General features: G+C 71.7%; 16 protein-coding genes and 1 riboswitch. Of the genes, 13 read left to right on the forward strand and 3 right to left on the reverse strand.

The window, feature by feature from the left end; all coding sequences use genetic code 11:
• Positions 1–533 precede the first annotated feature (533 nt).
• Positions 534–992, forward strand: a complete 459-nt coding sequence (locus LQ326_RS02230; protein ID WP_234531790.1) for an acyl-CoA thioesterase — start codon at positions 534–536, stop codon at positions 990–992.
• Here the strand turns inward: LQ326_RS02230 and LQ326_RS02235 are convergent.
• Entirely contained in the window at positions 952–2,157 is a 1,206-nt protein-coding gene (locus LQ326_RS02235) for an MFS transporter (RefSeq protein ID WP_372496702.1), read from the reverse strand. The genes LQ326_RS02230 and LQ326_RS02235 overlap by 41 nt on opposite strands.
• 130 nt (positions 2,158–2,287) lie before the next feature.
• Here LQ326_RS02235 and LQ326_RS02240 point away from each other — a divergent pair, with 130 nt between their 5' ends.
• From LQ326_RS02240 to LQ326_RS02285, 10 genes are all read left to right on the forward strand, one after another.
• Positions 2,288–3,643, forward strand: coding sequence for an ROK family transcriptional regulator (locus LQ326_RS02240; RefSeq protein ID WP_234531792.1), 1,356 nt, complete (start codon positions 2,288–2,290; stop codon positions 3,641–3,643).
• Between the two features lie 272 nt (positions 3,644–3,915).
• Positions 3,916–4,046, forward strand: a riboswitch (FMN riboswitch).
• Positions 4,047–4,201: 155 nt separating this feature from the next.
• Positions 4,202–4,807 carry a riboflavin synthase gene (locus tag LQ326_RS02245; protein WP_234531793.1) on the forward strand — a complete coding sequence of 202 codons (606 nt, stop codon included), beginning with the start codon at positions 4,202–4,204 and terminating at the stop codon, positions 4,805–4,807.
• Entirely contained in the window at positions 4,804–5,454 is a 651-nt protein-coding gene (gene pnuC / locus LQ326_RS02250; protein WP_234531794.1) for a nicotinamide riboside transporter PnuC, read from the forward strand. The genes LQ326_RS02245 and pnuC overlap by 4 nt, the downstream gene beginning before the upstream one ends.
• Entirely contained in the window at positions 5,451–6,830 is a 1,380-nt protein-coding gene (locus tag LQ326_RS02255; RefSeq protein ID WP_234531796.1) for a bifunctional 3,4-dihydroxy-2-butanone-4-phosphate synthase/GTP cyclohydrolase II, read from the forward strand. The genes pnuC and LQ326_RS02255 overlap by 4 nt, the downstream gene beginning before the upstream one ends.
• A gap of 72 nt (positions 6,831–6,902) precedes the next feature.
• Entirely contained in the window at positions 6,903–7,385 is a 483-nt protein-coding gene (gene ribH, locus LQ326_RS02260; RefSeq protein WP_234531798.1) for a 6,7-dimethyl-8-ribityllumazine synthase, read from the forward strand.
• Between the two features lie 34 nt (positions 7,386–7,419).
• Positions 7,420–7,692, forward strand: coding sequence for a phosphoribosyl-ATP diphosphatase (locus LQ326_RS02265; protein ID WP_016434182.1), 273 nt, complete (start codon positions 7,420–7,422; stop codon positions 7,690–7,692).
• 70 nt (positions 7,693–7,762) lie between these two features.
• Positions 7,763–8,611 carry an ATP phosphoribosyltransferase gene (gene hisG, locus LQ326_RS02270; protein ID WP_234531800.1) on the forward strand — a complete coding sequence of 283 codons (849 nt, stop codon included), beginning with the start codon at positions 7,763–7,765 and terminating at the stop codon, positions 8,609–8,611.
• A 14-nt stretch (positions 8,612–8,625) separates the two neighbouring features.
• Entirely contained in the window at positions 8,626–9,081 is a 456-nt protein-coding gene (locus tag LQ326_RS02275) for a PH domain-containing protein (protein ID WP_234531802.1), read from the forward strand.
• Positions 9,082–9,337: 256 nt separating this feature from the next.
• Complete coding sequence (locus LQ326_RS02280) at positions 9,338–10,666, forward strand: hemolysin family protein (RefSeq protein ID WP_234531805.1); 1,329 nt, start codon at positions 9,338–9,340, stop codon at positions 10,664–10,666.
• Positions 10,663–11,751: a hemolysin family protein gene (locus LQ326_RS02285; protein WP_234531807.1), complete on the forward strand. Its 1,089-nt coding sequence runs from the start codon at positions 10,663–10,665 to the stop codon at positions 11,749–11,751. Before LQ326_RS02280 ends, LQ326_RS02285 begins: the two co-directional genes overlap by 4 nt.
• A 234-nt stretch (positions 11,752–11,985) precedes the next feature.
• Here the strand turns inward: LQ326_RS02285 and LQ326_RS02290 are convergent, their stop codons facing one another.
• Positions 11,986–13,851: an AAA family ATPase gene (locus LQ326_RS02290; RefSeq protein ID WP_234531809.1), complete on the reverse strand. Its 1,866-nt coding sequence runs from the start codon at positions 13,849–13,851 to the stop codon at positions 11,986–11,988.
• Positions 13,852–14,282: 431 nt separating this feature from the next.
• The gene (locus tag LQ326_RS02295; RefSeq protein WP_234531924.1) at positions 14,283–14,903 is read right to left on the reverse strand and encodes a uridine kinase family protein; all 621 of its coding nucleotides are present in this window, start codon (positions 14,901–14,903) and stop codon (positions 14,283–14,285) included.
• A 245-nt stretch (positions 14,904–15,148) separates the two neighbouring features.
• Here LQ326_RS02295 and LQ326_RS02300 point away from each other — a divergent pair, with 245 nt between their 5' ends.
• Positions 15,149–16,099, forward strand: a complete 951-nt coding sequence (locus tag LQ326_RS02300; protein ID WP_234531926.1) for a hypothetical protein — start codon at positions 15,149–15,151, stop codon at positions 16,097–16,099.
• Positions 16,100–16,186: 87 nt separating this feature from the next.
• Positions 16,187–17,641 carry an amino acid permease gene (locus tag LQ326_RS02305; RefSeq protein ID WP_234531927.1) on the forward strand — a complete coding sequence of 485 codons (1,455 nt, stop codon included), beginning with the start codon at positions 16,187–16,189 and terminating at the stop codon, positions 17,639–17,641.
• The last annotated feature ends 143 nt before the right edge of the window (positions 17,642–17,784 follow it).

A 17,784-nucleotide genomic window follows, 5' to 3' on the forward strand; every position in this document is an offset into this window, starting at 1 on the left:
CTGGTGGGCTTGGGAGCGGTCCTGGTGCTGCCGCCCATGCCAGGGCCAAGGCCCCGGCGCAGGCTCTTGAGAAGGTCCCTGGCACCGCCGTCCTCGGCGGCGTCCGGCTCCGGCGCACCAGGGCCCGACCGCGCGCCGGCGGCTCGCGACTGCGGGGCGCGCGGCGCGACTTGAGGGCCCGTGCCGACGCTGCCTGCCGGGGGCCGGACGGCCAGAGCCCCTTCGGGGCCTTCGGCCACCTGCCGCCGGCCGCGACCGGGGCGGCCGCCCGGCCCTGCCCGGAGCCGGAGTTCCACCGCTGTGCGGCGAGTGACTTCGGACACGCGGCGGCCGACGCCGACGGCAAGCGGCCCGGCAGGCGGTACGGCGGCTGGAGGCGCCGCCCGGCGGTGGCCTCCGGGTGCTGCGGCCCGCGGCCGAGCAGCTGGACCCGACAGCGGCCTGACCAGGTCCCCTTCCTGACCGAGGCTGCTGAGCGTCCGCTTAGGATGGAGTGTCCCCGCCGCTTCGTCCCAAGCTCAGGAGCCCCACCCGTGACCGCCGAAGCCCTGCCCGCCCCCGCCCTCTCCTACGGCCGCCTGCTGCCGGTCAGCGTCCACTTCGACGACCTCGACGCGCTCGGGATGCTGCACAACGCCCGCTACCCGCTGCTGGTCGAGCGGGCCTGGACGGAGCTCTGGCAGGGGCACGGCATCCGCTTCGACGGCGACTGGGCCGCCGCCGGGGACGCCTGCAACGTGGTCAAGGAGTTGCTGATCAGCTACGAGGCGCCGGTCACCAGGCCGGGCACCTACGCCGTCCACCTCTGGCTGGAACGGCTCGGCACCACCGGCCTGACCTACGGCTTCCGCCTGTGCTCGCCCGACGGGGCCACCACCTACGCACAGGGCACCCGGGTGCTCGTCCGGCTGGACGCGGCCACCCTGCGCCCCGCCCCGTGGAGCGAGTCGTTCAGGGCCGTTGGCCGGGAACTGCTGCGGCCTCGGGGCTGACCTGCGCGCGCGAGCCCCGGGCCCCGGCGCGCAGCACGCCCGCGAACGCCACCAGCCCCAGGGCCAGCGCCGTGACCAGGCAGAACGACACCACCAGGCTGGTCGCCTGGGCGACGCCGCCGATCAGGCTGGGCGCGATCAGGCCTGAGGTGTAGGTGATCGTCGCCACGCCGGCGATCGCCTGACTCGGGTTCGGCCCGGCGTGCCCGGCCGCCGCGAAGCACAGCGGTACGACGACCGCGATGCCGAGGCCCATCAACGCGAACCCGGTCATCGCCACCGCGGGCTGCCCGGCCAACACCACCAGCAGCCCGCCGAACGCGGCGAGCACGCCTCCGGCCCGCACGGTACGGACCGCACCGAAACGGTTCACCACCGCGTCCCCGCTGATCCGGGCCACCGCCATGGCCAGCATGAACCCGGTGGTGGTGGCCGCCGCGAGCCCCGCCGAGCTGTCCATCCGGTCCCGCAGGAACACCGCCGACCAGTCCAGACTCGCCCCCTCAGCGAACACCGCGCAGAAGCCCACCGTGCCGATCAGCAGCGCCGACCTGGGCGGCAGCGCGAACCGTGGCGGCGGCTCCTCGTCCTCGCCGGCCCGGACGTCCAGGACGAAGCCGGCCGTCAGTACGCCGAGCACGGTGAGCACGGCCGCGGCCAGGGCGAAGTGCACGCGCGCGTCGGTGCCCAGGTGCGCGGCGAGGGTGCCCGCGGCCGAGCCGATCAGGGTGCCCGCGCTCCACATGCCGTGCAGCCCGGACATGATCGACCTGTCGAGCCGCCGCTCGATCTCCACCCCGAGCGCGTTCATCACGACGTCCGCCATGCCCGCGCTCGCGCCGTACACGAACATCGCCAGGCACAGCAGATACAGGTTGGTGGCCAGCGACGGCAGGATCAGCGACAGCGTCCACATCGCGATCAGGCCGCGCAGCGCCGTACGGCTGCCGAAGCGGTGGCTGATCCTGCCGGCCAGCGGCATCGCGCACGAGGCGCCGAACGCCGTGAACGCGAGCGCGAACCCCAACTGGCCGGCGCCGAGCGAGGCGTGGTCCTGGATCCACGGCACCCGGGTGGCGAACGAGCCGGTGACGGCACCGTGCACGGTGAACACGGCCGCGACGGCGTACCGCGCGCGTTTCACCTCGTGCTGCACGTGACCCATGTCTTTCATCGTCCTGCCCTCCCCGGCCGGGTGCCGCCCCGCTGCCCGGCGTAAACTATCAGGGACCCTGCCTGATAGATAGGGAGCATATGGCCGTCCTGGGCCATACGGATCTGGGAGGATGCCCGCCATGCCCGCATCACCGAGCACCGCCCGGGCCATCAACGACCGGCTCGCGCTGACCCTGCTCCAGGCGGAAGGCCCGCTGACGGCAGCACAGTTGAAGCAGCTGACCGGGTTGTCCCGGCCCACCGTCGCCGACCTCGTCGAACGGCTCACCGCGTCGGGCCTGATCACGGTGGTCGGCGAGTCGGGCGAGCAGCGCCGGGGGCCGAACGCCCGGCTGTACGGCATCGTCGCCGACCGCGCGTACCTGGCCGCCCTCGACGTGCGCACCGAGAGTGTCTCGGTGCTGGTCTCCGACCTGGTGGGGCGGGTGCTGGCCGACGGGTCGGTGCCGGTCGCCCCGGAGGCGGGGGAGGCGGCGGCGGTCGAGCAGGCGACGGGGCTGGTGGAGCGGGCGGTGAAGGAGGCGGGGGTGCCCGGGGACGGGGAGCGACTGCACACCGTGGGCATCGGGGCGCCCGGACTCGTCGACCCGGCCACCGGTGAGCTCCGCGACTCGGCCGGCCTGCCCGCCTGGCACCGCCGGCTCGTCGCCGCCCTCCAGCAGCGGTTCCCGCAGGCCCGGGTCAGCGTCGAGAACGAGACCAACCTGGCCGCTCTCGCCGAGCAGCGGGAGGGTGTCGCCCGGGACCGCGACACCTTCGTCCTGCTCTGGCTGGGGGACAGCTGCGGCGCCGCCGTCGTCCTGGACGGCGGCCTGCGCCGGGGCGCCTCCGGCGGCACGGGCGAGATCGGCTTCCTGCCGGTGCCGGGCACGGCCGCACTGCCGTCGGCGACCGACTGCTCCGGGGGCTACCACTCACTGGTGGGGGCGGCGGCGATCGTGGCACTGGCGCGGGAGCACGGCGCAGAACCGGGAGGCCTGTCCGCCCACCGCCTGGTCGAGGAGGCGGCGCGCCTGACAGCGGGCGGCGACCCGGTCGCGCCCCGACGGGACGGGGGCGGCGGCGATCCGCGGCTCCTCCGCTGGGGCGCCGCGACTCACGGCGGTCCCGCAGTCGACCGGCCCGTAGTCGACCGGCCCGCATCCGGCCGGCCCGCAGTCGGACGACGGCCCGACCCGGCATCCGGCGCGGAAGGCGCCCCCCGCTTCCTGGACGCCCTCGCCGACCGCGTCGCCGTCGGTGTGGCCGCTGTCGTCGCCGTCCTCGACCCGGGCTGTGTGGTTCTCGGCGGTGAGATCGGCTCTGCCGGGGGCGCCGCCCTCGCCGCGCGGGTCGAGGCGCGGCTCCGCCGTATGTCGCCGCTGGCCACCGAGGTGCGGGCGAGCACGCTGGGCGGCGCCGCCGTGCTGCGCGGTGCCCTGCTGACCGCGCGGGAGCGCGCCCAGGACGAACTGTTCGCGGCACCGGAGCGCTGACCCGCGCCGCGGGCCGGGGCGGCCCGCCCGGGTGGGTGGGCCCGGCGACGGGCAAGGGCCGTCGTCACCGTCACCGGGTCCGTCCGAACCATAAAAGGACTAGACCAGCGCGGTCAATGGATGTGAATCGGAGTCAAGAGTCCTGGTCCGGGCACCGGTTGGGCACATTGCGGACCGGCTGGGAAGTCCAGCTGCACGAGCTGTGAGGCACCCCACACACTCCCCCCGCATGGACCACGACCGGGCGTGGCACACTGGCCCTGTACCAGAAGCAGCGCACTCCGGGGTCGGTGAAACTCCGAACCGGCGGTTACAGTCCGCGACCCGTCCGCTTCCAGCGGCCGGTTGACCAGGTGGAATTCCTGGACCGACGGTTAAAGTCCGGATGGGAGGCAGTGCGCGGCGGGCGAGCATGCAGGTGTGCGCGCCGCCGTATGTGGTCTTGTCCTTCGCGGGCGGGAACCTCTCGGCGTCGCCCTCGGCATGATCGTGCGTCCTTCTGTCGTTCGTCGACAGGCCCCGGAGTCCGTGCCCCGTTGAGGCAGGAGGACCCGGGAAGTGTTCACCGGAATCGTCGAAGAGCTGGGTGAGGTCACCGCCGTCGAGAACCTCGGCGACGCCTCCCGTTTCCGGCTCCGTGGCCCCGTGGTGACCGAGGGCGCACAGCACGGCGACTCCATCGCCGTGAACGGCGTCTGTCTGACCGTGGTGGAGCACGAGGGCCACGAGTTCACCGCCGACGTCATGGCGGAGACCCTCAAGCGCTCCTCTCTCGGCGCCCTGGATGTCGGCTCCCGGGTCAACCTCGAACGGCCCACCGCGGTCGGCTCCCGCCTCGGCGGCCACATCGTGCAGGGCCACGTCGACGGCACCGGACAGGTGCTGGCGCGCACGCCCTCCGAGAACTGGGAGATCGTCAGGGTCTCTCTCCCGGCCGACCTCGCCCGCTATGTCGTCGAGAAGGGCTCCATCACCGTCGACGGCATCAGCCTCACCGTCGTCGAGGCGGGCCCCGACTACTTCACCGTCAGCCTCATCCCCACCACCCTCGGCCTCACCACCCTCGGCCACAAGCAGCCCGGCGACCCGGTCAATCTGGAGGTCGACGTCGTCGCCAAGTACGTGGAGCGCCTGCTCGCGAACACGCAGGGAGCGAACCGGTGAACTGGCTGAACTCCCAGGCTTTCACCGTCCTCGGCCAGCACATCATCTGGTCGGACATGATCGGCAACATCCTCGGCCTGGTCACCCTAGCCCTCGGCTGGCGCCGCTCGCTGCTCACCTGGCCGGTGCAGTTCCTCTCCGGCCTGGTCCTGTTCATCGCCTTCTACGGGCACCTCGCCGGCAGCGCCGGCAAGCAGGTCGTCGTCATGACGGTCGCCCTGTACGGCTGGTGGCAGTGGAACCGCGACAAGGGCCGCGCCGAGGACGGCGGGGACGGTCACATCGTCCCGCGGTTCGCCACCTGGCGGGAGCGCGGCGCGATGGTCGCCGCCGCGGCCGTCGGCACGGTCGCCGTCGCCCTGCTCTTCAAGGCCTACCCGTCGCTGTCCTGGGACCCCTGGCCGGACGCCTACATCTTCGTCGGCACCGTCGTCGCGATGTACGCCCAGGCCCGCGGCATGGTCGAGTTCTGGATCGCCTGGCTCCTGGTCGACGTCGTCGGCGTCCCCCTCAACTTCGCCAACGGCTACGCCTTCTCCGGCTTCGTCTACGTCCTCTACGGCGCGCTCGTCCTGTGGGGCATGCGCGACTGGTGGCTGCGCTCCCGCCAGGGCTCGCGGCCCGCTCTGGAAGGAGCACCAGCATGACCGCCCTCCCGTCGCCGGCCACCACCCCGGACGAGGCGCTTCGCGCCGTGCCTCCTGTCCCCCCTGTCCTTTACAGCACCGACAGCACCGACAGCACCGACAGCACCGACAGCACCAACGGCATCGACGGTCTCACCCTCGACCCGGTCGAGCAGGCCATCGCCGACATCGCGGCCGGCCGTCCGATCGTGGTCGTCGACGACGAGGACCGTGAGAACGAGGGCGACCTCGTCGTCGCCGCCGAGAAGATCACCCCCGACATCGTCGCGTTCATGATGAGCGAGTGCCGCGGCCTGATCTGCGCCCCCATGGAGGGCGAGGAACTGGACCGCCTCGAACTGCCGCAGATGGTCGGTGCCAACACCGAGTCCATGAAGACCGCGTTCACGATCTCCGTGGACGCCTCCGCCGCGCACGGCGTCACCACCGGTATCTCGGCCGCCGACCGCGCCACCACGCTCCGGCTGCTGGCGAGCGGTCGGGCGGAGCCGACGGACCTGGTCCGCCCCGGCCACGTCTTCCCGCTGCGCGCCCGGCCCGGCGGCGTCCTGGTCCGCCCCGGCCACACCGAGGCCGCCGTCGACCTGGCCCGGCTCGCGGGCCTGCGCCCGGCCGGTGCCATCGTGGAGATCGCCGGTGAGGACGGCCGGATGCTCCGCCTCCCGGAGCTGATCCCGTTCGCCCGCCGGCACGGCCTGACGATCATCTCCATCGCGGACCTGATCACCTACCGCCGGGCCGCCGAGCCGACCGTCCGCCGCGAGGCCGAGGTCAGCCTGCCCACCAGGCACGGCGCCTTCACGGCGTACGGCTACCGCTCCACCACCGACGGCGTCGAGCACGTCGCCCTGGTCCACGGCGAGATCGGCGACGGCGAGGACGTCCTGGTCCGGGTCCACTCCGAGTGCCTCACCGGGGACGTCTTCGGCTCCGCCCGCTGCGACTGCGGCCCCCAGCTCGACGAGGCCCTGCAGCGCATCCAGGACGAGGGCCGGGGCATCGTCGTCTACCTGCGCGGACACGAGGGGCGGGGCATCGGGCTGCTGTCCAAGCTGCGCGCGTACGAACTCCAGGAGCGCGGCCGCGACACCCTCGACGCCAACCTCGAACTCGGCCTGCCGGCCGACGCCCGTGACTACGGCGCCGGCGCCCAGATCCTGGCCGACCTCGGGGTGCACAGCGTCCGGCTGATGACCAACAACCCCGACAAGAGCGACGCGCTGCTCAGCCACGGCCTCAAGATCAGCGGACGCGAGCCGATGCCCGTGCAGGCGGGCGAGCACAACCTCCGCTACCTGCGCACCAAGCGGGACCGGATGGGTCATGACCTGCCCTGGCTGGACACCCCGGCCGTGGCCACCTGTGTAAACCAGTAACTGTGGCCGCCCCCGGCCACCGGCAACGGCGGCCCCGCGGCCACCGGCAGAGAAACAGCACTGAGGAGAGACGTGAGCGGCAAGGGTGCACCTGAACTGTCCGTACGCAATGTCAGCGACCTGCGGGTGGCCGTCATCGCGGCGCAGTGGCACGAGAAGGTGATGGACGGCCTGGTGGACGGCGCCCTGCGCGCCCTGCGCGACCTGGGCATCGACGAGCCGACCCTGCTCCGGGTCCCCGGCAGCTGGGAGCTCCCGGTCGCCGCCAAGGCCCTCGCCGGGCGCTACGACGCGATCGTGGCCCTCGGCGTCGTCATCCGCGGCGGCACCCCGCATTTCGAGTACGTGTGCCAGGGCGTCACCCAGGGCCTCACCCAGGTCTCCGTGGAGACCGGCGTCCCGGTCGGCTTCGGCGTGCTCACCTGCGACGACGAGGAGCAGGCCCTGGACCGGGCGGGCCTCGAAGGCTCCCACGAGGACAAGGGCCACGAGGCGGTGACGGCGGCGGTGGCGACCGCGGCCACCCTCCGCTCAGTATCCGAACCCTGGCACTGAGCGAGGCGGCGTTTGGCGTAGTCTGGCGCTCACCATGTCCAAGAAGACTTTCGAGGAGCTCTTCACCGAGCTCCAGCACAAGGCCGCCCACGGCGACCCCGCCACCTCCCGCACCGCCGAGCTGGTCGGCAAGGGTGTCCATGCCATCGGCAAGAAGGTCGTCGAGGAGGCCGCCGAGGTCTGGATGGCCGCGGAGCACGAGGGCAAGGAAGCGGCCGCCGAGGAGATCTCGCAGCTGCTCTACCACGTCCAGGTGATGATGGTCGCCCGCGGCATCTCGCTGGACGACGTCTACGCCCACCTGTAAGAACCTCTTTCGGACACCCCTCTTCCGTACCCTTTTCAGCCCCTCTTTCGAAGCGAAGGAAGCCGACCTCATGCTGCGCATCGCCGTCCCCAACAAGGGTTCCCTCTCAGGCCCTGCGGCGGACATGCTGCATGAGGCCGGCTACCGGCAGCGCCGGGAGTCCAAGGAACTGCGCATCGTCGACCCGGTCAACGACGTCGAGTTCTTCTACCTCCGCCCCCGCGACATCGCGATCTACGTCTCCTCCGGCCGCCTCGACATCGGCGTCACCGGGCGTGACCTGCTCGTCGACTCGGGCGCCGACGCCGAGGAGATCCTGCCGCTCGGCTTCGCCCGCTCCACCTTCCGCTTCGCCGCCAGGCCCGGCGAGGCCAACGGCCTGGCGGACCTCAAGGGCAAGACGGTCGCCACCTCCTACGAGGGAATCGTCGCTGGGCACCTCGCCGACAACGGCGTCGACGCCTCCGTCGTCCACCTCGACGGCGCCGTGGAAACCGCGATCGAGCTGGGTGTCGCCGAGGTCATCGCCGACGTCGTGGAGACCGGCACCAGCCTGCGCAACGCCGGTCTGGAGGTCTTCGGCGAGCCGATCATGAAGTCCGAGGCGATCGTCGTCCGCCGCACCGGCGCCGACGCCGAGGAGCCCAAGGTCCAGCAGTTCCTGCGCCGCCTCCAGGGTGTCCTGGTCGCCCGGACCTACGTGATGATGGACTACGACTGCCGGGTCGAGCAGCTGGAGAAGGCCGTCGCCCTCACCCCGGGTCTGGAGTCGCCGACCGTCTCCCCGCTGCACAACGAGGGCTGGGTCGCCGTGCGCGCCATGGTCCCCACCAAGGACGCGCAGCGGATCATGGACGACCTGTACGACATCGGCGCCCGCGCGATCCTGACCACGGCCATCCACGCCTGCCGCCTCTGAGGGCCCCGCGCGAGATGTCCGAGCTTCCTTCGCTGCCCGTCACCTTCCGGCCGGGCCACACCCGCGTGATCCTGCTCACCGCGGGTGTCGCGATCTTCGTCACCATATCCGGGGTCGCTCTGCTCCTGGAGCAGCTCGGCCCGGGGGAGAAGCTCAGCTTCGTCGTCACCGGCGCGCTGATCTTCTGGGTGCTGGCCCAGCTGGCCCGGGTGAAGGTGGTCGCCGACGAGTCCGGGGTCACCGTCGTCAACATCGCCGGCAAGCGGCGCCTGGAGTGGGCGGAGATCCTCCGGGTGAACCTCCGCCCGGGTGACCCGTGGGTGTTCCTCGACCTCAGCGACGGCACCAGTCTGCCCGCCCTCGGTATCCAGCCGGGCATCGCCAAACAGCGCGCCATCGCCGACGCCAAGGCCCTGCGCGCCCTCGTCGAGGCCCACGCGGTCCACGACCCCGATCAGCATCGGGGCTGAAATCACGCAACTTCGGGGTCGTCCGGGGGCCGTCGCCCCTGCCGCACCGGCCCCTGTCTTGATTAATCTGTTGGCGGAGGCTTTTCACGTCCCGCCTCCGCCCCCGTCGCGCGCCCGGCGCACAGGGGTTCCTGCTACCCGAGGAGTGACCCTCTCCGGCGATGGACGGATCGTCCTGTAGTACCTGCGCCGCCCCCTCCCGACATACCGCGGACCGCTTTTCCGCAGTCCGCGAAGGGTCGGAGGCGGCGGCATCATGACCACCCCCCTGCTGCTCCTGGCAGCCGCGTTCCTGCTCATCCTCGCCAACGGCTTCTTCGTGGCCGCCGAGTTCGGTCTGGTGACCGTGGAGCGGCCCGAGGCAGAGAAGGCCGCCGCCGACGGCGACCACCGCGCCCGTACGGTCGTGGAGTCGCTGAAGGAGCTGTCCTTCCAGCTCTCCGGCACCCAGCTCGGCATCACCATCACCTCCCTCGTCGTCGGCATGCTCGCCGAGCCGGCGCTGGCCGCGCTGCTGCACGGTCCGCTCACCGCGACCGGCCTGCCCGACGGCGCCATCTCCGGTATCGCCGTCGTGGTCGGCATGCTGCTCGCCTCGGCGATCCAGATGGTGATCGGCGAACTCGTACCCAAGAACTGGGCGGTCTCCAAGCCCCTTCAGGTCGCGCGCTTCGTCGCCGGCCCGCAGGCCCGCTTCTCCCGCCTGCTGCGCCCGGTGATCGCCGCGCTGAACACGGTCGCCAACCGGCTCGTCCGCGCCCTCGGCGTCGAACCCGCCGATGAGCTGGCCTCCGCCCGCACCCCCGGCGAACTGGTCTCCCTGGCCCGGCACTCCGCCCAGGCCGGCGCGCTGGAACAGGACACGGCCGACCTGTTCGTCCGCACCCTGTCGCTGGGCGAGCTGACCGCCCAGCACGTCATGACCCCCCGGGTGAAGGTCAGCGCGCTCCAGGACACGGCGACCGCCGAGGACGTCGTCAACCTCACCCGGGCCACCGGCCTGTCCCGGTTCCCGGTCTACCGGGAGAAGATCGACGAGATCGTCGGCATGGCCCACCTCAAGGACGCGCTGGCGGTTCCCGTGCACGAACGCCTGCACACCCCGGTCGGCCGGATCGCCCGGCAGGCCCTGCTCGTCCCCGAGACACTACCGGTCCAGCCCCTCCTCGCCCGGCTCCGCTCCGAGCAGCCCATCGCGGTCGTCGTGGACGAGTACGGCGGTACGGCGGGCGTGGTCACCCTGGAGGACATCGTGGAGGAACTCGTCGGCGAGGTCCGTGACGAGCACGACAGCCCGGACGCCCCGGAACTCGCCGCCGCCCCCTCCCAGGACGGCAGGCCCGCCTGGGACGTCGACGGCAGCGTCCGCGTCGACATCCTCCAGCGGATAGGCCTGGACGTGCCGGAAGGGCCGTACGAGACGGTCGCGGGCCTGGTCGCCGATCTCCTCGGCCGTATCCCGGCGCCCGGCGACCGCGCGGAACTGCCCGGCTGGCGGCTGTCGGTGCGCCGGGTCGGCCACTACCGCGCGGAACGGGTCCGCCTGGTCCGCACCGCCCCCGCCGTCGCGGAGGCCGCCCGATGAGCGTCCTCCAACTGGTCTTCGCCGCGCTGCTGGTCCTGGCCAACGGCTTCTTCGTGGGTGCCGAGTTCGCGCTCGTCTCCGTCCGCCGCAGCCAGATCGAACCCCTGGGCACGGCCCGGGCCCGCCAGGTCCTCTACGGCCTGGAACGCCTCCCGCAGATGATGGCCGCGGCCCAGTTCGGCATCACCGTCTGCTCGCTGACGCTGGGCGCGGTGGCCGAACCGACGGTGGCCCACCTGCTGGAGCCGCTGTTCGAGGCCGTTCACCTGCCCGACGGCATGATTCACCCGCTGGGTTATGTCATTGCACTGGCCGCGGTGGTCTTCTTCCACCTGGTCATCGGCGAGATGGTGCCGAAGAACCTGGCGATGGCGGCGCCGGAGAAGGCGGCGCTGTGGCTGAGCCCCGGCCTGGTGGCGTTCGCCCGCGTCTGCCGGCCGATCACCGTCGCCCTCGGCGCCTGCGCCCAGGGCATCCTGAAGCTGTTCCGGGTCGAACCGAAGGACGAGGTCGAGGCCGTCGTCACCAGCGAGCAGCTCAACCGGCTCCTGGAGGACTCCGGCCAGGCCGGTCTCCTCGGCCCCGAGGAGCAGGAGCGCCTGGAGGACGCGCTGGAACTGGGCTCCCGCCCGGTGACGGACGTGCTCCTGCGACGCGAGTCCCTGATCACGGTCCCGCCGTCGGTCACCCCGGGGCAGATCGTCGAACTGACCGCACGCACCGGCTACTCCCGCTTCCCGGTGGCCGTGGAGTCCGGTGCCTTCATGGGCTATGTGCACGTGAAGGACGTCCTCGACCTGGAGGACTCGGACCGCGCGGTACCGCAGCAGATGTGGCGGCCGATGACGACACTGCGAGCGGAGCTGCCGCTCGACGACGCGCTGACGGTGATGCGCCGGGCGGCGACCCACCTGGCCCAGGTGGCCGACGCGAACGGCAGGGTGCTCGGCCTGGCGGCGCTGGAGGACGTCCTGGAGCTGCTGGTGGGCGAGGTCACGGACCCGGCACACCGGGAGCGGCCGACACCGCCGCGGGCTCCCGAGCCGAGGGTGAGCGGGGAGCCGGAGGAGGCCATGGCCGGGTGAGGTGGTAGTCCGGCCGCGGGCGCGTGGGGGCTGGCCGCGCCCACGCGGCGGAGCCGCACATCGATACAGCCCCGCGCCCCTTGCGGGGCGCTGCAGTCGCGTCAGCTACATAGCTGCGGGCAGGCGTGCCGCAGGGCGGCCCGGGTGGGCGCTGGGGGTCCCCCGGCCGAAGGCTGGGGGAGGCACCCTGCCGGCGCCGGTAAGCGTCCCACCCCGGCCCCACCCCTCCCGCACCTACATCCCGGCCGCCGGATCCTGCGGCCCCCTGCCCGACAGCACCTCCCCGTACGCCTGCATCAGATCCGGCAGCCGCAAGGTCGCCAGATCGTCCCGCGTCAGCACCCCGGGGTACGCGGACAACCGCAGATCCCGGTACGCACAGCTCTTCTCGTACAGCGTCCGCAGGAAGCGGCCGTTGCCCAGCTCGTCGATCCAGCCCTGGTCGACCACGTGCCCGGCGATCGACCGCAGCTCCTCCAGCGCCTCCTCGTCCCACGCGTCCCCGTTCTCGGCGGCCAGCACCTCGCCGATCGAGGTCAGTTCGAGCGGGCGGTAGGAGGGAAAGTCCACGCGGGTCGTGAAGCGCGAGGAGAGCCCCGGGTTGGCGGCCAGCAGGCGGTCCATGCCCTCCGGGTAGCCGGCCAGGATCACCACCAGGTGGTCGCGGTTGTCCTCGGCCCGTTTCAGCAGCACCTGCAGCGCCTCGTCGCCGTAGGCGTCCCCCTTGCCGTAGCCGGAGTTGGAGAGGGAGTAGGCCTCGTCGACGAAGAGCACCCCGCCGATCGCGGAGTCGATCAGTTCGTTCGCCTTCACCGCGGTCTGGCCCAGGTACTCGCCGACCAGATCGGCGCGCTGCGCTTCCACGAGGTGGTCCCCGCCCAGCAGCCCCAGCGCGTAGAAGACCCGTCCGAGGATCCGGGCGACGGTGGTCTTCCCGGTCCCGGACGGTCCGGAGAAGACGAAATGGCGTTTCGGCGGCTGCACCGGAAGCCCCTGCCCGGCCCGCAACCGCGCCATGTTCAACTGCGCGGACAGCGCCTTGACCTGCCGCTTCACGGGCTCAAGGCCGACCATGCGCTCCAGTTCGGCGAGCGCCTCCTCAAGTAACGCGGGGTCGGTCGGTCCGGTCGGCAGCGGGGGCGACGGCACAGCCTTCTCGCGCACCGCCGGATCGATCACCGACGGCATCGCCCCGGCCGGCGGTTCCGGCTCCCCGAGCCGCAGATCGCGCCCCTCGGTACCGAAGAGCGGGTCGAGCATGTCCGGCCCGTCCACGACGTCCTGTCCGGCACCGGTGAGGGTGATCGCCGCGAAGCCGGCCGCCTCGTCGTCGTACCCGTCGCCCTCGGCTATCGCGGCCAGCCGTGCGGAGGTGTCCATGAAGGCGGGGTCGACGCGGTGCACGGCCCGGTAGAGGGGGAGCGCGGCGGCGCTGCGGCCGGTGCCCTCGTGCGCTCGGGCCAGCCAGTAGCGCAGCTCCTTGCGCTGCGGCTGCTCGCTGCGGCAGCGCATCAGCGCGGCGGACAGGTGGGGTTCGGCCTGCCCGTACATTTCGAGGCGGACCCGGGCCATGCCGCCGAACAGGCCCGCCTCGATGCCGAGCATGGGGTCGTCGAGGAGCGGGTCGGTGTGCCGTACCAGTTGCTCCCAGTCCTTGACCAGGTAGGCCCGGCAGGCGTGCAGGAAGCGCACCTGGGCGTCGGCGTCCACGGGCGGGAGCCCGGCGAGGGCCCGGTCGAGTTCCGGGACGTGCCGGCCGTCCAGCCAGTGGGAGGCATGGGCGAGCAGCAGATCGCGCGGGCTCTCAAGGACCGGCTGCACCCACCAGCCCAGCCAGTACCAGGAGTTGAGGGTGCGCCGATGCCGGCCCCGCTGCTCGCCGAAGCGGTCCCGGTGCCGGAACATCCTGAGCAGCGCGGTCGTCGTGTCGACGCGCAGCGCGTGCAGCCCGAGCCAGGCGTCGGCCATCCCGGGATCGTTCCGCACCGCGGTGCGGAACTCCTCCTCCGCCTGCGGATAGGCCCCCATGGTGTAGGCGTCCACGCCTCGCAGCCAGGCGAGGTCGGCCGGGGCCTCGGGGCCCTGCGTGCCGAAATCCATCACGTCCCCCACAAACCGTGCCCCCGTGGTTGGCCCCCGGGCTCCCCCCGATGGCCGCCGTTGGTCGAACCGCTGTGCCGCGGACCGGAGTTGCAGGTGCGCGAAGCAGCCGTTCGAAGGTCGCACCGAGGGCATCGTACCTGCGGTTCCACCGCCCGCCGAAGGGTGGCGCACAGGCCGTTTGGCGAGGTGGACGCGGGAAAGGCGCACACGCGTCGGTGACCGAGGGTGAGCGGCAGGACGCGTGCGGCGCACGCAAAAGGGATAAAGGGCAGGACGAAGCCCCCGATCACGGGGGAACAACCGGGGGCTTCGCGTCTCTGGAGCGGCTTCGAGCGTCCGCTTCTTGAAAACGTAAGTCCTGTACGGCCCCCGGGTCAAGCAGAGTTGAGGGACTCGGGCAACTTCTTGAAGTCGCGTTCTTCACGACTTCAGCACACAGCGGACGGTCCGTCACGGTGGGTGACGGTCTGGTCTGGTCCAACCGTCTCGGCGGGCCCCGGCAGTACCTCGTATCCCTTCTGTGACTGTGTCACCAGAAGATCGGCGTAGGGCCGTGAGGGGTCCTCGCCGAAGTGCCGGTGTTCCGCCCTGACCCACTCGGCCCAGAAGTCCCGTTGTGCCGCGCCGTCCCGGGCCCTGCCGCGCGTCCAGGACTCCTCGGGCGGCAGCTCCATCCACAGCAGCCGTGCCAGAAAGGGGCGCAGGGCCCGGCGGCCGGCGCCGACGCCCTCGACGAGGATCACCGGGGCCGGCGGCAGCGGGCGGGGCGGGCCGAAGCGGCGGGTGCGCCAGTCGTAGGGGGAATAGTGCGCCGGTCCGCCCCGGCCCAGCGGCTCGATCACCTGGGTCAGGAGCCGGCCGGTCCAGGCGAACAGTTCCTGGTGGCTGGCGATGTCGTCGAGGTGCAGCACCGGCGCTTCGCCCAGGGCGACGGCCAACTGCCCGGCGAACGTGGTCTTCCCGGACCCGGCATGCCCGTCGACGCCGACGAGGCGGACCGGGCCGCAGGAGGGCGGCAGGGCCCGGAGTGCGGAGGCGAGCTGGTGAATGACGGTTCCCGAGGTGTGCTGAGGTGTGGGGCGTTTTCCGGAAACATTCTAGTAGTGCGGCGCATAGCGGGCGTTCGCGGCCCCGGAAAGGTCTTCGCTTGAACTAATTTCGAGCCGTTCTCCGGGGCTCCATTGATATGTCCGACCGGCTGACCGATATGTCGATCTCGTGCGTTTCCCGTCCGCCCGGTCCTGAGTAGGGTGTCTCGAGCGTGCACGCGTCGAACGGGGACGGACAGGGGAAGATGGCCGCGGACTTATTCGAGGGGCAGTACATATGGCATCCGGCGGCCGATGACCGCTTGCTCGCGAGCGTATGTGTGGACGTGCGCGCCGGAAGATATCTGAGTGCCCGTGAGGCACTGGCCGAGACCCGTGCCGACTTCGCCCTGCGCGCCCACCGCTCCCTGGTCCTCGCCTCCGAGGCGGCCGGCACCGATCTGGTGGAGCGGTGGCTGGCCGAGGAGCCGGGCCCCGAGTCGGCGCTGATGTGGGCCCGGGTGGCCGTGCAGCGGGCGATCCGGGCCGCCGACGCCCATGACGAGCGGGCCGAGGCGCTGGAGCGGATCGCCCTCGCCGCCTGCGACCGGGCCAGTGCCATGAACCCCGCCGACCCCACGCCCTGGGCCGCCAAGCTGGCCATGGCCCGGCTGCACCGCCCGCACGACCCCGCCCCCGACGGCCTGCTGACCTCCCCGCCCGGACCCTGGCGGCTGTTCGCGCACGCCCTCACCCTCGACCCCTGGCACCGCGAGGCCCACCACCGCTTCCTGGCCTTCTTCTTCACCCGGTACGGCGGTTCGGTCAACGGGGCCTGGGACGTCGCCGCCTTCCTCGCCCAGCGGGCCCCCGCCGGCTCCGCGCTGCGGCTGCTGCCGCTGGTCGCGCTGGTGGAGAGCCACAACCCCACCCAGCTGCTCGCCGAGCGGGTCTGGGAACAGCCCCAGTGGCGGAGCACCGCGTTGTCGGCCTACCGCGACTGGCTGCCCACGGTGGCCGGATACCGCTTCACCCCGGTGCTCGACCTGGCCTACCTCGCACACGCGCTGGTCATGGCCCAGTGCGCGTTCGAGGCCCGGGCGACCTTCACGGCCATGGGGCCGTACGCCACACGCATGCCCTGGAGCGTCTTCGGCGAACCGGCCGACCAGCTCTCCCGGGCCCGCCGCGCCTGCGGCCTGCCCATCCCCTCCTAGAGTCCCAGAGTCCTAGCGAAAGGCCGGCACGTGTCAGAACGCACAGCGGACCCCGTCACGCTCGACGACGACGCGACCCTGCACGCGATGGGTTATCCGCGGAAACTCACCCGCCGATTCCAGGCGTTCGACAATTTCGCCATCTCCTTCACCATCATCAATATCCTGTCCGGGATTTTCTCCTCGTTCGGATTCGGTATGAACGCGGGCGGACCCCGCATTCTCGTGTTCGGCTGGATCGGCGTCTGCGTGATGGTGCTGTGCATCGGCGCGGCCATGGCGGAAGTCGCCTCCGCCTATCCCACGAGCGGCGCCCTGTATTTCTCCGCCGGTAAACTCGCCAAACGGCACAAGGGTGCCTGGTCCTGGTACACGGGCTGGCTGAACTTCGTGGGCCAGATCGGCGGCACGGCCGCCACCGGATACGCGGCGGCCACCTTCATCCAGGCCTTCATCGCCCTGCAGTGGCCCTCGTACACCCCGACCGCCCACCAGACGGTCCTGATCACGGCCCTGATCATCGTGGTCCAGGGGCTCGCCAACACCTACACCGTCCAGCTCGTCGCCCTCCTGAACCGGATTTCCGTCTGGTGGCTGCTCATCGGACTCGTAGTGATCGTGAGCACACTGATCGTGATGCCCGGCCATCATCAGTCGGCGTCCTTCGTGACGCATTTCGTGAACAACACCGGTTTCACCAACGGCCTTTACGGCGGCCTGCTCGGGCTCCTGGTCACCAGCTGGACCTTCACCGGCTTCGACGGCAGCTTCCACATGTCCGAGGAAACCGTCCAGGCGACCGTCAACGCCCCCAGGGGGATCATCCGTTCCATCGGCTATTCGGCGGTCACCGGCCTGATCCTGATGCTCGCGCTGGTGTACAGCATCGGCGACTACGCCAAGGTGGCGAGCTCCTCCGCGCCGCCCGTCCAGATCCTCATCGACGGCCTCGGCATGGGCTGGGCCAAGGCGATGCTGCTCGTCGTCATCGGCGCCATGCTCTTCTGCGGACTCGCCAACCTCACCAGCAACACCCGGCAGATCTTCGCCTTCTCCCGGGACGGCGCCATGCCCGGCTCCCGCCTGTGGCACTCGGTCTCGCCCCGCACCCGGACGCCCGTCAAGGCCGTCTGGCTCGCGGTGGCCTGCTCGCTCGCCCTGGTGGTGCCCGGCTGGTGGTCGCACACCGCGTTCACCGCGATCGTCAGCGTCAACGTCGTCGGCCTGTTCCTCGCCTACGCCGTCCCGGTGTTCCTGCGGCTGCGCCTGGGCGACGGCTTCCAGCCGGGTCCCTGGAACCTGGGACGCTGGAGCAGGCCGGTCGGCTGGCTGGCGGTGACCTGGATCCTGCTCAGCAGTGTCCTGTTCATGCTCCCGCAGGCCTCGCCGATCACCGTCGACTCCTTCAACTACGCGCCGATCGCCCTGGCCGTCGTCCTGGTCGTGGCCACGGTCTGGTGGTTCGCCACCGCCCGCCGTCGCTTCCAGGGCCCCGTCAGCTACGGCCGTCCCGACGAGGTCGCCGCGATGGATCTGATCTGAGCCGGCCCGGACGGATCCGGTCCGAGCCGTCCAAAAGGGACCCAGGCGACCGCGCCGGGGTCCCTTTCGGCGGACGAGACCAATATTGGTGGGCGCGGCATGGGCGGAAGTGCTGGCAGGGGCATGGCGCCTGCTCCATAGTT

Source organism: Streptomyces shenzhenensis, assembly GCF_021462265.1.
GTDB lineage: Bacteria > Actinomycetota > Actinomycetes > Streptomycetales > Streptomycetaceae > Streptomyces > Streptomyces shenzhenensis.